Source organism: Enterococcus mundtii (assembly GCF_013394305.1).
Lineage (GTDB): Bacteria > Bacillota > Bacilli > Lactobacillales > Enterococcaceae > Enterococcus_B > Enterococcus_B pernyi.
In genome coordinates, this window is sequence record NZ_AP019810.1 from 2,936,690 (window position 1) to 2,949,875 (window position 13,186).

Here is a 13,186-nt window from a genome sequence, read left to right on the forward strand (position 1 = left end):
AGCAAGGTTTTACCGGCAATAATTCAACGTTTTTTACCGATACTAAATTAAAAAAATAATTTACATAAAGAAGACGATTGTATCAACATTTTTGAAGTTGATTCGATGGTCTTATTTTGTTGTGGCAAAAACGTTGATTTATTACCTCGCATGAGAGTGAGAAAGGATTGGTTTTGTGGGACTAAGTAAACGTGCAAAGATTGGTATAGGAATAATAGGAGCAGTTTTAATTTCTAGCTGGGGAGTTTACACCTATGTTCAAAAACAAAAAGAATTGAAAAGAGAGCTAACAATTGAAGAAACAAGAGATTTAAGACCGTTTTCTGCAGTAGATAAAACTTATTCAAATGAAGAAGGTCAATTAGTGATGACATTTAAGTTTGAAAAAGATTACATTGATGAAAACAAACGACAGAAAATGGAATATTATCTATACAATTCTCAAAATGATGAATTGACTAAGCTACCATTAGATTTAGAAGACAAAGTTGAATATACCATTGATTTAAAAGAAGCTATTCGACCAGAAATCATGAAATTCGTTAATACAGGAGATGGTCAATATCCGTATGACCCCTATAGATTTCAAGAATTGTTGAGGAACGAATTTGTGGACGAGCACCTTTATTGGATAGCTACTCCTAAAGATTATATAGAGAAATATACTATTGATAAATACAATAAGTTTGCAAAAGAAAATAGTTTTTTTACCACTAGTTCTGATATTGCTTTTGAATTGGATTTAACAGAGCAAAACAAAGATTCGTATAGAGGCGGTTACTCAACAATCAGTGAATATGTTTCAAGTTTAATTACGAATGACTTATCACCGCAAGATTTTGCCTATTTAGTAACAAAAGTGAGAGGAAATGTTCCAAGAAAAGTAGAAATTTTAAATGCAACTCCCTTTGAAGGTCAATATTCTGCAATATTAAAAAAGGGCTATTTCGCTAGAGGAAATTATGAATTTAGAAGAACAGGATATGTAGTCCCAGAAGATTTTGGCTTGCCAACATACAGTCCGATGAGTTTGTATATGCAAACGTATAGTGTTTCTGAAAGTGAAGAAGAAGCTTTAGCAGGAGATATATCAGAATGGAATCAACAAATTATTGATGACAAAGAAAAGTATGAAAAAGAATCTGACTTGATATTCTTTGATAAAAAGATTCAAAAGTTAGGAAAAATTGAAAATGCTCTATTTACTTTTCGTATAAATGATGAATTAGGACAGTGGTTGGAAATTACAACCGATGATGCAGATGAATAGTTTGGCAACGAAAAAATATGTTATTCATAAAGTGAAAAGGACTTTTTATAAAGCGAATGTAACGATTCCACAGTTGGTTGTAAACAGCATAGCCAATGAATTGTATAAAGAATTTGTCAAATGCTCAGAAAGTGAGCAACAATCTTTGTTGGATTCTGGTGAACTAGTAAAATTACTTTGGGATAAACATGTAGTGACTAAAGAAAAAGAATTGTTAGAACAGATATGAGTAAAATCATGTCTCTTTTTTTCTCGAAATCCATGTCAAAAACCACTTAAAAAATGACCCTTAAAAAACCCTTATTTATCAAGGGTTTTATGATTGTTGACAGAAATACAAGATTACTGTTATATCAACGTTTTAAAGTATAATTTTTTGAAAAACACCTCTCAGATGAAGCGAAACTTTTTTTATGGGGAATTACCCACTAGAATGAATCTGAGAGGTGTTTTTTAGTACGTAGATATATTTGAAATTTAAATAAACATTGGTATATCAGCTTATTTAGACAGTTTATTCTTTCTAAGAAAGTATAGAAATATGGTGTGTTAATCAGGATGGCTTTTTGATTAAAATACACCAATTTTTTTCATTGTCCGATTGTGATAGATTTACTTTACTTCAGCATTAGATGATGGTAATGTAAGGACCCATTTTTGATTAATATAATAATTTACGGAGGATAATTAAATGAATTCAGAAAAATTAACAGAAGAGGAATTAACTGAAAAGCAAGAAAAAGTCAAATCTTGGTTACATGTTTTAGATAAAATCTATGGGGTAAAAATGACCGTTTTTTCTAAGGCAGTTGGTATCCACAATCAAAATCTACATAATTTTCGAAAAGGAAAACGTGGATTGACAGAAGAAAAAACAGTATTATTAGAGAAAGTAATCGTTTTAAAATACGGTAGATTACTAATGCTGGAGGATAGTGAATATGAAGTGTTATCTAAGTAATATTATTAATAAAGAAAAGCCCAATCCAATTACCATCCGCAAAATATCTAACACTATTATGAACACGTTAGTAGAGATTTCTATTCAGGATTTTGCAGAAGAACTAACTTTGAATGGTAAAACCGTTGTTTTAGCTGAATTAAAAGAGCCTAAGTTGTCTAAGTATACAGAGATTATTGGTCAAGAATTAATAATGCTCGATTTTGATAATAAAGATGAAAATAATTTGTATACATTGGAAGACTTGGAATCTGATTCGTTGATGCAGGAATATGCTTGTTTTATATATAAAACGTTTAGCGATAAAAATTCTAACGTAGATAAATTTCGTGTGGTTTTTCGATTAGATAGAGTGGTTATTTCTAATGAAGAAATTGAACAAATATATCAAGAATTATTTAAAATATATCCTCAAGCAGACAGTAGTGTTGGGCAAACGAGTAGATTATTTTTCGGAAGCAATTCTGGATATGAAGTGATTGATTGGGATAATCGTTTAGATACTGTTGCACTGTTACAGGCAGGGAATACAGAAGTCCCTGAGGTTGTAGAAACCGCAAGTGGTGAAATAATTGACGAAAATTTGCCAAATTATTTATTATTAAAGTTAGGTAGATACGATATTGTAAAAGATAAACTAGGGGATAATTACAGTGGGGTTTTTCCCGATGAATATAGTGCTGTCAATCATTTTTGCTCACTGGATTTACGAGAATTATTAGAATTGCCAGAAGATAACCCATTTATAGATATTCTACACGAAGAGGATAACCCTAGTGCAAGTATTTATTTTTCTGAAGCAACAGGAAGTTACTTTTATAAATGTTTCAGTGAGAATAACCAGATAACAACGGACATTAAGGGATTACTTTGTAAATTTCTGAGAAAAGACACTTTTGAAGTGATTCAACTGTTGACTTACATCACAAATTCAAAAATTACTATGGATTCTGACCTAGGTAAAATGAAATTGAATGCTAACTTATTTAAAAAGGAATTGTTGAATGGGAAAATAGCGGAAAAATATCCTGAGCTATATTTTTATTTGAAGAAATACATACTTGAAATTCCTCTTGTGCTTGAATATATGTTTGATTACGTTTATGAGGATTCTGAGGGAGATTTGAAAATCCAAAATTATTATAGTATTGAAACGTTGACGAAAATGTTATCAAGAAGTTTGAATAAGAGAGTATCTATAAATAAAACAAAACGTATTCTTAATGTGATTGTAGTAACAGAAATTATTCAAAAAGTTCCGGAAGAATTGATTGCAGAAGAAATATACAACCGAGTGATTTTAGAACAAAAACAAGATGATAACAAAGTAAGAACCAGCAATATATATCAGCCAAACTTACTTGTAGAAGAGCATAAAGATTATATGGGGGAAATTGGGAAGATTTTAAAACGTAACAATGTCACTATTGATAGTTTGGGTTATGAATTGATTTATCGATTGTTTGGGGAAGAAAAAGCAAATCGAGATTTTCCGCAATCTTATAAACCTTTGGTAAATAAAGGTTTGATAAAAATGAGTAGACAAGATACAAATCTAACAAATAAAAGTATTCAATTAGAAAAATCAATCGTAAAAATCTTGATGAAAGAGTTGGATTATAAAGGATATATGTTTGAAAAAGAACTCATATCTAAGTTGGCTAGAAATAAAAAGCAAAAGATAGCTAGTATTCGTCCACAGTATAATAAGGTTAGAGCAGATATTATAAATAAATATTCTTTAAAACGAACAAAATTAACTAAGGGATTACATCAAGAATTAGGAGTAACAGAGCAATATTCTTCTAAGGTAATATTCTATAAGTAATAAATGAAGTATAAAAAGTGCGTATTGAAAGTAAGAAATTGATGATAAAAGGATAGTAAATTCAAGGGTTATTTGAGGGTAGGCAAATATGATACTAGATAATATATCTTATGGAGGGTCATATTTACCTACCTTAAAATATCTGCCCTTTTTCTAGAAGAAAATGAATGAAAAATACACTTTTGATACGCACTTTTTATAAAAATCTCTAGGCTCATATTTACCTACCTTAATATTTTTGCCTTTTTTCTAGGAGGATTTGAATGAAAATACTACTTTTGATACGCACTTTTTGTTATTGGAAATAAGCATGTCTCTAACTTGCTTACTTAATAGAGTATCTGGATAGGTTTAGTAAAATAGCGAAAATTTGCTTCCTAGAATTTTTAAATATAACAAAATAGTGATAATTCAGTATTGTTTATTCTTTTGAGTGAATTGCCCAGAAACATCATCATATCAATGGTTATATATTTTATTCTATATGGAATTTTCAGGTGGTTAAATAACGTATCGTTAATCCTGTCCAGCCTGTTTTTTCTTCTGATAGCTTTTAAAATCACTTCTGATAAAATTATACGAAAAATTTTAAAATCGCTTAGAACGCATTATAGGCAGCTTAAAATTGATTTTGGTATTTAAGAAGATGATTTGGAATTGGAAATTTCTATAAGGGCTTCTGAGGTTAGTATTTTAAATCGCAGGAACTTTAGATTTTGATAATTAGTTTAAAACGTTGGTACATCAACATTCAATATTATTTCTGGAAAATTAATATTAAAAAACACCTCTCAGATAAAAGTTAGTGAGTAATTCCCCACATTTTTTTCTTCGTTGCATCTGAGAGGTGTTTTTTGAAAAATACATTGAAAAATCGTTGATGTTACAGTAAGTTTGTATTTTTGTCAACAAGTATAAAACCCTTGATAAATAAGGTTTTTTTGAGGGTCATTTTTTAAGTGATTTTTATCATAAAATTTGAGATAAAAAGAATCATAATTTTGAATAATCAATTTAGATTAATTTCTTTAATTCGGTTCCAACCATTTTAGTGCTGATAAAATATTCTGGCGTTTGGCTACGATAAGGAGTATTTGCTAATACTTTCATAATAGTTGGTTGTAGATTTGTTTGAAAATCAATAGCTTCAGTAAAGAATTGAAAATGTTGAAGCATGTTATTGTTGATACTGAGAATTGAACGATTATTATTTGAAGAAATTTCCAATCTACCAGCTTTTAGAAAATACTTTTAATCTGAACAGGGAGTATATTACTATAACAAAATACTTCTTCAATTCCTACTTTATTCAAATCGTTTAAATCTTTTTTATTTTTAGCATTCATTTCAGCTAATACAATAGATGAAAAGGATTTGTCATTCACTATCGCCAAAATTTTTTTTGATTAAAAATAAAGTAGTTTGCGTGCCTAGAATAAAAAGAACGTTCTAAGTTAGGCGATTCATTTTGTGATTTTGGAAAAACTGAAAATAGAGGTAAGGCTTTTTTAGTCGGTATGAGATTCATAATGTCCTCCAAGTGCCTTTCTTTTATTATACCATATGAACTTCTGTTACAAATTGATTAAGATATACATATATGTTTAAACCAATATACCACCTTTTACTTCCTTATAAAAAATAACAAATATCGAGATTTTTATATAAATAAGGTGAACGAGACTTGAAATGCTGACACGACAGTTAAACAAGTAGATTATTCTACTTATATTTTTCATTATTTTACTTGGTATTAAAAGACTATCATAATATAATGAAAATGTAGGTTTTTCAATTAAGGGTGTGAGAATTGTGAGAAGAAATGATTCTGGAAAGGAGAAGAAATTAACTAAGCAACAGAAAAAAATACAAGATGCGTTTGATAATAAGCGTGAGGTAGAAGTTATTCCTGCAAAAATATCTGATTCGTATATCCAGAAGAAAAGAGTAGCTGCATATTGCAGGGTAAGCACGTATGCAGAATCCCAATCGGGGAGTTTCGAGCTACAAATACAATCGTATAAAGAGAAAATTAGGTTGAATCCTGAATGGAAACTAGTTGATATTTATGCGGATAGAGGAGCATCAGGAACCACTATCAAAAAAAGAGAACACTTTAATCGTATGTTAAATGATTGCCGATTAAATAAAATTGATTTGATTATTGTGAAGAGTATTAGTCGATTCTCAAGAAATGTATTAGATTTTATTTCGATTTATAGAGAATTGAAAGCGTTATCTAATCCTGTGGGAGTATTTATTGAAGATTTGAATATAAATACTTTAGATACTACGAGTGAAACGTTGTTATTGATGTTGAGTGTAGTAGCACAAGCAGAAAGCGAACAGAAGAGTGAAGCTATTTCATGGTCTATTATTGAAAGATTTAAAAAAGGATTACCTATAATTCCCACGCATAACTTCTTAGGATTTACTAAGGATAGATTTGGAAAGATTGTTATTGAAGAATCAGAAGCTGAAATAGTTCGTTTCATCTATAAAAATTTTCTTGAAGGAGTTCGGGCTGTTGATATAGCGTGTCTTTTAAATGAAGCGAATATACCAACTGTAGCAGGCAATAACTGGAAATCTTCATCAATTTATCGTGTGTTAAGAAATGAGAAGTATTTTGGCTTAGTTATCATGCAAAAGACTTTCACTGTAGATTGTTTTACTCATAAGAAAAAAGTCAACCGAGGTGAGAAACCAAAATATTTATTAAGAAATGGGTTGCCTGCTATTGTTTCTGAAGAAGATTGGAACTTGATACAAGAATTATTGCTAAATCCAAGAAAAGGATTTAAAAAGAAAACTGTCAAAAATATTGAAAAACCTAAAACTTTTGTTTCTACTATTAAATCAGGTGTATTCAAGGGATTTATTGTGATTGATGTTACATGGTCAAAAGAGGAAGTTACTGAAGTATTGTCGAAAGGAGAAAATCAACAATGAGCAAAATGAGTTTTGATGATTACAATTTTGAAGTGATTAGTGTAGAAACTACAGGGAATTATTTGTTGACTCTCAATAAAAATTCGTTGACATTTGATAAATCAATCGCAGAAGCACTAGGTTATACAAGTCATGTAAAACCACTTTTAGATAGAGGAAATAAGGTATTTGCTATTCAAGCATGTAAAGCAAATTCTCTAAAGTCTATTCCGTTTTCAAAACCTGAAAGTCAACAAAAAGGAAGTATCAAGATGCAGTATGGTGCTATTAGAAATATTCTTAGGTCGCTCATGGGAGAGGAATGGAAAGAAAACACGAGATATCAACTTAAAGGAGATTTAATACCTGACAAAAAAGCAATGATTTTTGAATTAGAAAAATTTGAAGAATTATCGCCTTTCATTCCTAGGAATATAAAGTGATAAATCTTCATAGTATTTGATAGAATAAGATATTTTTGAATATTATTGCGATGTTAAGAAAGTGCTTCTGCATTTAATTAAGTGGAGGATTATTGTGATAAAATTATTCATACTAATATATTTAAAGTAGTTTGAGTACGAAAGGATGACTTTTATGAAGAAGATTGATAAAGCAATATTAAATATTGATAAAAATATATGTAAAAACATTGAGAAAAATCAAGATGATAGAGGTTACTTATCCCAAAATGTTTTAGCACAATTGAGAAATTTTGTAGAACATATATCAATTAAATACTATGTTAATTCGATTAGCGGAGACATAAGTGGTATTCCAGAGGACATGTACGATGAAATTAAACGTGGATTAGGATATATCAAAGTTAATTCTAAATTATATTTCTTAGCTAAATTTCATCAAATGCTTCAAAAATCTGCTTCACATTATACAATGAGTGAGGAAAACTCTGAGCGTTTAATGCTAAAATATTATGAATACCTATTGAGAATAAAGAAAAATTTGAAAACAGATTTTAATTTAGATGTTCTTTCAAATATTGATATGTTTCCAGTTAATTTAGATAATCAATTGAGTGATTATTATAAAAAAATAGTTGATAAATTAGAAATAACATATATATCAGAAATATCTGAGGATAGATACTATATACAAAAAACAAAACCTTTTTTTGTTGATAATGAAATTTATTATGAAATTACATTTAAGGAAGCAAATGACAAAACAAGTAAATTTGAAAGGAATATTGCGTTCACTAAACAAGATATCCTATCAAATTATGCTGTGAAACTATCAATTAAACATGATACGGTAAATATGTATGGTAAACATATGCCAATTCTTATCATTAATGACTGGGAAGTTTCTATACGTCCATGTGAATTAAATAATTTTTCGGAAATTTTGAATAATTTTACAGAAATTCAATCAAATCATAATGAATACAAAAAGTTAATGGAATTCATAAAAAAAAGTAGGTTTAATATATTAGATATTCTTTTATTAGAGACGAGTAGTTACGAAAAAGTAAAAGAATATGTAACCTCCAAATCAAAAAAAGTTTATTTATTTAAAACGCTTGATGCGTGTAGAGAAATCATCCTTAATAATCGTCCTGGATGTAATCTGCTAAGGTATCTTTCTTACAATTTAAATAATAAAATTATGAAGTTGCAAAAAGATAAGTATGGAGATTATTGTAAAAAATTGTCAAATTTGAGAGTAGTATATGGATGTATACCTTTTGATGAAATGCCATTTGTCAGTTCATTGATAGGTCATAATCCTAAGATATATGATTTATTATGGTGTATAGATACAAATGGGAGAGAACATGAACTATTAGCTAGAAAAATTCAAATTAATTCTCAAACTAATGGCAAACTCTACACCTCAATCGATGAACTTAAATCTTTTGAAAATATTAATTTGTTGATAGAGAAGTATAATTCCAATCTTTATTGCAAGCATAGGGAAACTAGAGGGATAGGCAATATTGGAAATAACTACTATATCAAAGGGTTTGAAGATGATGTTACTAATATATTAAAGAAATTAAAAGACATTTCGCAAGAAGGAATAGAAAATTATGAGAACTCAGTTGAATCTTGGTTAAACACAGGAAGTTATATTATTGATTGTAGGGATAAGAAGCAAATTTTGAAGACTATGTTTTCTAATTCTAAAGTGTCTTTAATTTATGGTGCAGCAGGTACAGGGAAATCAACAATGATTAATCATGTCAGTAATTTTTTCGGGCTTCAAAAAAAATTACTTTTAGCTAATACAAATCCGGCAGTGGATAATCTGAAAAGGAAAGTTTCTGCTCCTAATTGTGAATTTAAAACTGTTGCAAAATATTTATACAGCAAAGAGAACCAAGATTGTGATTTGCTGATAATAGACGAGTGTAGTACTGTTAGTAATTCTGATATGATTAAAATTTTATCAAAGGCAGATTTTAAATTGTTAATCCTTGTAGGGGATATTTATCAAATTGAATCAATTACTTTTGGGAACTGGTTTAAATTGGCAAAAAATAACGTTTCAAGAACTTCTGTGTTTGAATTAACAGCACCTTATAGAACAAAAGACAAGCCCTTATTAAACTTATGGACAAAAGTAAGAAAAAATGAAGATGATTTGATTGAATATCTGACTGCGAATAATTATTCCGTTAGACTAGATGAAAGTGTTTTTTTTGCTAATGATTTAGATGAAATAATTTTGTGTTTAAATTATGATGGTTTATATGGAATAAATAATATTAATCGTTTTCTGCAAAGCAATAACTCTAATAAATCAGTGAACTGGGGAGTTGTATCATATAAAATTGGTGACCCTGTACTATTCAATGAAACATCAAGATTTTCTCCAGCACTATTCAATAATTTAAAAGGTAAAATTTCTAATATTGAGAAATTAGATACTGAAATTATTTTTGATATTGAGATAGAAACGGTAATTAATGAGATGGATATTGGAAATTTAGACTTAGAGTTGATTTCCTCAACAAAAAATAATTCAGTAGTTCGGTTTAGTGTCTATAAGTATCTAAATATGAGTGAGACTGATAATGATAGTGATGACACAGTTGTCCCATTCCAAATAGCTTATGCTATTTCTATCCATAAAGCTCAAGGTTTAGAATTTAATTCAGTGAAATTAATAATAACAGACGAAGTTGATGAATTAATAACGCATAATATTTTGTATACAGCTATTACAAGGACTAAAAAGAATTTAAAAATTTATTGGACTCCAGAAACAGAAAAGAAAGTAATAGAAAATATTAAGATAGATGAGAGTAGAAAAGATGAATCGATTTTGAAAAGAAAATTAAAATAACATTATTCAAGTGGTTTCAGAAAGTTTTAATTTTTAATATAGTAGATGATATGTGTTAGAGCTATTTTAAAATCAAAGATGGATAGTCAGATATTTTGGATATCCAAAAAGCATTAATAGAGATAACGATAAATGGAGTAGTTACTTGTAAACAGCTTGCCGATTTTTATGATGCTTTTCATGAAGATAGTGAATTTTCAGATGCAATTGATTTTCTAAGTGGTAGTATCGTTGTAGATATGGCAAAATTAAAAGAAGAATTATATGCATCAGAAGATGCACACCTATTAGGTTTAGTAGAATATATGCAAAAGCATTACCCTTCTGCAATCCTATTGATAGATTTAATCCCTAAGGATAAGAGAAAGTTCATTCATTGAAATATGATTAGTTAATTTAAAACTGCATCTTTGTTATAAAAAAATGAATAATTAACGATGATTTTGAGCTGTATTTAAGGACATATTTCTGAAAGTATTTACACTTATGAATTGTTTGTTTTTTTGAGAAAATTTAATTGGACTACAGACAAGATGCGTAAAAAAATCCTCATTGAGTATGTAGTCCAAGCCATTTTAAGGGACAATTCAACCATTTTTTGAGGTATAATATATCTATAAAAGTTAACAAAAAGAACAGAATGTTGGTTTCTAAGATGCACTAGAATCGAGCAGATACTATCGCTTTAACGCAGGAAAAAGCGATAGAAATGCTGGTATAACAGCACTTGACCTTAACAACAATGGGCTGTCCCTTAGCCGACGTATTGACTGAATCGATACACGAAGCACTAAGCGATATTCCAGAAGTCAAAAATCCAGAGGTGAAATTAGTCTGGTATCCCGCTTGGACAACCGATAAAATGAGTCGTTATGCACGAATTGCGCTTGGTATTCGTTAGAAATAACTAATGATTAAATGAACGCTGAACTCTTTTATTAACTTTTAGGAAAAGTTGATAGGAGAGTTTTTTATTATGCAAAATTTTATGTCGATGATTGGCTAGAAGATAGGTTGTTTTGTGAAAAAGAGAGTAGCTTTCACTTATTTCAACTTAAGATATCCCACTGCTATTTAGCACGTCTGGTAGGGGATTTACTATGGAAGGGTCTCAGTGAATAAAGAGACTTAAACATGAAATAACCAATTATCTTTGAAAAGATAATTGGTTGAAGGCTTCAGAATTTCTCATTACTTATTCTTATTCAAGTACTTTTCCAAATACTCGATCTTTGCTAGATCCTTATGATTATTTTTCTCTGCACGGTAACTATCTTTAGCAGAACGTTGATATACTTTCAAATATTGTTCCGCTGTAGGTAAGTAAAAGGAACAGTCATCGATTCTGATTAGAGAGAGTTCATTAAGTGGAATACCTGCAAAGCCGAGAAGACTGTCCACGCTGCCAAACTGGATGTTATAAGAATCTTTTGCAAATTCATGTTCGTGTAAATCAACTAGTTGGTAATTCAACGTTTCCATAATTTTCATGATGCTTTGCCAATTGTGCAAGCGATCTTTGTCGGGTGCCTCCCAACCCCGTGGATCGCCAGGAACATGGATGTCAATGTCTCTTGGTTGCCAGTCGATATCTGTTAAGTAAGACAAGCCTAATGAACCTAGTAGTAGCGGAGTGATCTGTTGCCTGTTTAATTTTTGCGTGATCAATAAAAACTCTTTGAAATAAAGTTCCATGGATTTTCTCCTTTTCTTTGGTTGCATTTATTGTAACAAAGTAGATGTCTAATTTTCCATTTCATCCTGAAAACAAAACTAGATTCTCTCAAAAAGTGAATCTAGTTTTTTATTTCTTGTATTTAAGAAGTGAAGTTGGTGAGTAACTATAAATGTGACTATCGGAGTTGTAAAAAATTGAGTGTGAATGGCTTAGTTTTCCAATTTTTGGTACACTTGATTTACTATCAATCAGAAAGTTGGTGACAGATTGAACCTAGAAGCACAAAAATATTGGGAAAGCTTTTGCTTAAAAAATGGTGTGTCACAAGCGTCATTATATGAAATTTTTGCTTTTGGAAATACGAAAGAACACGCAGATGAATTAGCAGATCTGGTATTGGAAGGGAAGAAAACAGGGACAAGCTCAGGGTATGAGCTTTACCAAATGGATAACGAACCATTACCTAAAGTTGGTGACTACTCCGTCGTTGTGAATAGCTCTAAAGTACCGATAGGCATTATCCAGATTGTCGAAGTGTTGATCCTACCTTGGAAAGAAATCACCGAAGAACTGGCAGCTACAGAAGGTGAAGGCGACTTATCTCTTATGTATTGGCAAAAGGGGCATTACAATTATTTCAAACCTTACTATAAAGAACATGGACTATTGCTCAATGAAGAAACAAAAATCGTCTTTGAACGATTCCAACTTGTTGATCGATATTTGCCGAAAAAAGAGGAAACCAATGCGTATTAATTTAGTAGAAGAAGCAATAGAAAAGAAAAAAATCGTCCAAGAAGTCTTGAATGATTTGCCAGAATGATTTGGCTTGCCAGATTCGACACAAGAATACATCGAGAACTGCCAAAAATATCCGTTGTGGGTCTTGCAAGAAACAAATGAATCAATAGGGTTTATCAGTTTAAAAGAAACAAGTAAAGCCACCGGTGAGATCTATTGTATGGGGATAAAAAAAGCCTATCATCATCGAGGATTAGGTAAGCGATTACTAGATGAACTAGAATCCTATGCAAGAGAACATTACCTATTTTTACAAGTGAAAACGGTCGCCGAAGGGCATTACGCTATCTATGATCAGACGATTGGATTCTATCGAAGGATGGGTTTTGTTGAGCTAGAAGTGTTCCCAACCTTATGGGATGAATGGAATCCATGTTTGGTAATGCTAAAAATTCTTAACTAAAAAAG

12 protein-coding genes and 1 pseudogene are annotated in these 13,186 nt (G+C 30.2%); 11 read left to right on the forward strand and 2 right to left on the reverse strand.

What is annotated here, in order from left to right:
* The first annotated feature begins 175 nt into the window (after positions 1-175).
* The 4 genes from HZ311_RS14090 to HZ311_RS14105 all read left to right on the forward strand — a co-directional run bounded on the left by HZ311_RS14090 (position 176) and on the right by HZ311_RS14105 (position 4,059).
* The gene (locus HZ311_RS14090) at positions 176-1,270 is read left to right on the forward strand and encodes a hypothetical protein (protein WP_178946772.1); all 1,095 of its coding nucleotides are present in this window, start codon (positions 176-178) and stop codon (positions 1,268-1,270) included.
* Positions 1,263-1,499, forward strand: coding sequence for a hypothetical protein (locus tag HZ311_RS14095; protein ID WP_177952423.1), 237 nt, complete (start codon positions 1,263-1,265; stop codon positions 1,497-1,499). The genes HZ311_RS14090 and HZ311_RS14095 overlap by 8 nt, the downstream gene beginning before the upstream one ends.
* A 462-nt stretch (positions 1,500-1,961) precedes the next feature.
* Positions 1,962-2,231, forward strand: coding sequence for a hypothetical protein (locus tag HZ311_RS14100; RefSeq protein WP_142973532.1), 270 nt, complete (start codon positions 1,962-1,964; stop codon positions 2,229-2,231).
* Positions 2,212-4,059 carry a hypothetical protein gene (locus HZ311_RS14105; RefSeq protein ID WP_178946773.1) on the forward strand — a complete coding sequence of 616 codons (1,848 nt, stop codon included), beginning with the start codon at positions 2,212-2,214 and terminating at the stop codon, positions 4,057-4,059. The genes HZ311_RS14100 and HZ311_RS14105 overlap by 20 nt, the downstream gene beginning before the upstream one ends.
* Positions 4,060-5,073: 1,014 nt before the next feature.
* On the opposite strand, the gene HZ311_RS16085 is transcribed toward HZ311_RS14105, so the two are convergent.
* On the reverse strand, positions 5,074-5,286 hold the full coding sequence (locus HZ311_RS16085; protein WP_395531053.1) for a hypothetical protein: 213 nt from the start codon (positions 5,284-5,286) through the stop codon (positions 5,074-5,076).
* A 582-nt stretch (positions 5,287-5,868) separates the two neighbouring features.
* Here HZ311_RS16085 and HZ311_RS14110 point away from each other — a divergent pair.
* From HZ311_RS14110 to HZ311_RS14130, 5 genes and pseudogenes are all read left to right on the forward strand, one after another.
* Positions 5,869-7,011 (forward strand): recombinase family protein, encoded by a 1,143-nt coding sequence (locus HZ311_RS14110; RefSeq protein WP_414458099.1) that lies wholly within the window; start codon positions 5,869-5,871, stop codon positions 7,009-7,011.
* Complete coding sequence (locus tag HZ311_RS14115; protein WP_178946775.1) at positions 7,008-7,433, forward strand: hypothetical protein; 426 nt, start codon at positions 7,008-7,010, stop codon at positions 7,431-7,433. Before HZ311_RS14110 ends, HZ311_RS14115 begins: the two co-directional genes overlap by 4 nt.
* Positions 7,434-7,587: 154 nt before the next feature.
* On the forward strand, positions 7,588-10,299 hold the full coding sequence (locus tag HZ311_RS14120; protein ID WP_178946776.1) for an ATP-dependent DNA helicase: 2,712 nt from the start codon (positions 7,588-7,590) through the stop codon (positions 10,297-10,299).
* A 95-nt stretch (positions 10,300-10,394) separates the two neighbouring features.
* Positions 10,395-10,679, forward strand: a complete 285-nt coding sequence (locus HZ311_RS14125; RefSeq protein ID WP_178946777.1) for a hypothetical protein — start codon at positions 10,395-10,397, stop codon at positions 10,677-10,679.
* A 347-nt stretch (positions 10,680-11,026) separates the two neighbouring features.
* A pseudogene (locus HZ311_RS14130) lies at positions 11,027-11,200 on the forward strand (iron-sulfur cluster assembly protein); the annotation flags it as partial.
* A gap of 290 nt (positions 11,201-11,490) precedes the next feature.
* Here the strand turns inward: HZ311_RS14130 and HZ311_RS14135 are convergent.
* The gene (locus HZ311_RS14135; RefSeq protein WP_023519548.1) at positions 11,491-11,994 is read right to left on the reverse strand and encodes a hypothetical protein; all 504 of its coding nucleotides are present in this window, start codon (positions 11,992-11,994) and stop codon (positions 11,491-11,493) included.
* 250 nt (positions 11,995-12,244) lie between these two features.
* Here HZ311_RS14135 and HZ311_RS14140 point away from each other — a divergent pair, with 250 nt between their 5' ends.
* Both HZ311_RS14140 and HZ311_RS14145 read left to right on the forward strand, forming a co-directional pair.
* Positions 12,245-12,733: an ASCH domain-containing protein gene (locus HZ311_RS14140; protein ID WP_010735623.1), complete on the forward strand. Its 489-nt coding sequence runs from the start codon at positions 12,245-12,247 to the stop codon at positions 12,731-12,733.
* A gap of 73 nt (positions 12,734-12,806) precedes the next feature.
* A complete protein-coding gene (locus tag HZ311_RS14145) occupies positions 12,807-13,181 on the forward strand; it encodes a GNAT family N-acetyltransferase (protein ID WP_010735622.1) in 375 nt (124 codons plus the stop codon).
* The last annotated feature ends 5 nt before the right edge of the window (positions 13,182-13,186 follow it).

What these genes read in the sequence shown, in the direction of transcription:
- HZ311_RS14115 (WP_178946775.1), top strand. Translation starts at nt 7,008, where the DNA reads ATGAGCAAAATGAGTTTTGATGATTACAATTTTGAAGTGATTAGTGTA.
- HZ311_RS14135 (WP_023519548.1), bottom strand. Translation starts at nt 11,994, where the DNA reads ATGGAACTTTATTTCAAAGAGTTTTTATTGATCACGCAAAAATTAAAC.
- HZ311_RS14095 (WP_177952423.1), top strand. Translation starts at nt 1,263, where the DNA reads ATGAATAGTTTGGCAACGAAAAAATATGTTATTCATAAAGTGAAAAGG.
- HZ311_RS14100 (WP_142973532.1), top strand. Translation starts at nt 1,962, where the DNA reads ATGAATTCAGAAAAATTAACAGAAGAGGAATTAACTGAAAAGCAAGAA.
- HZ311_RS14105 (WP_178946773.1), top strand. Translation starts at nt 2,212, where the DNA reads ATGAAGTGTTATCTAAGTAATATTATTAATAAAGAAAAGCCCAATCCA.
- HZ311_RS14120 (WP_178946776.1), top strand. Translation starts at nt 7,588, where the DNA reads ATGAAGAAGATTGATAAAGCAATATTAAATATTGATAAAAATATATGT.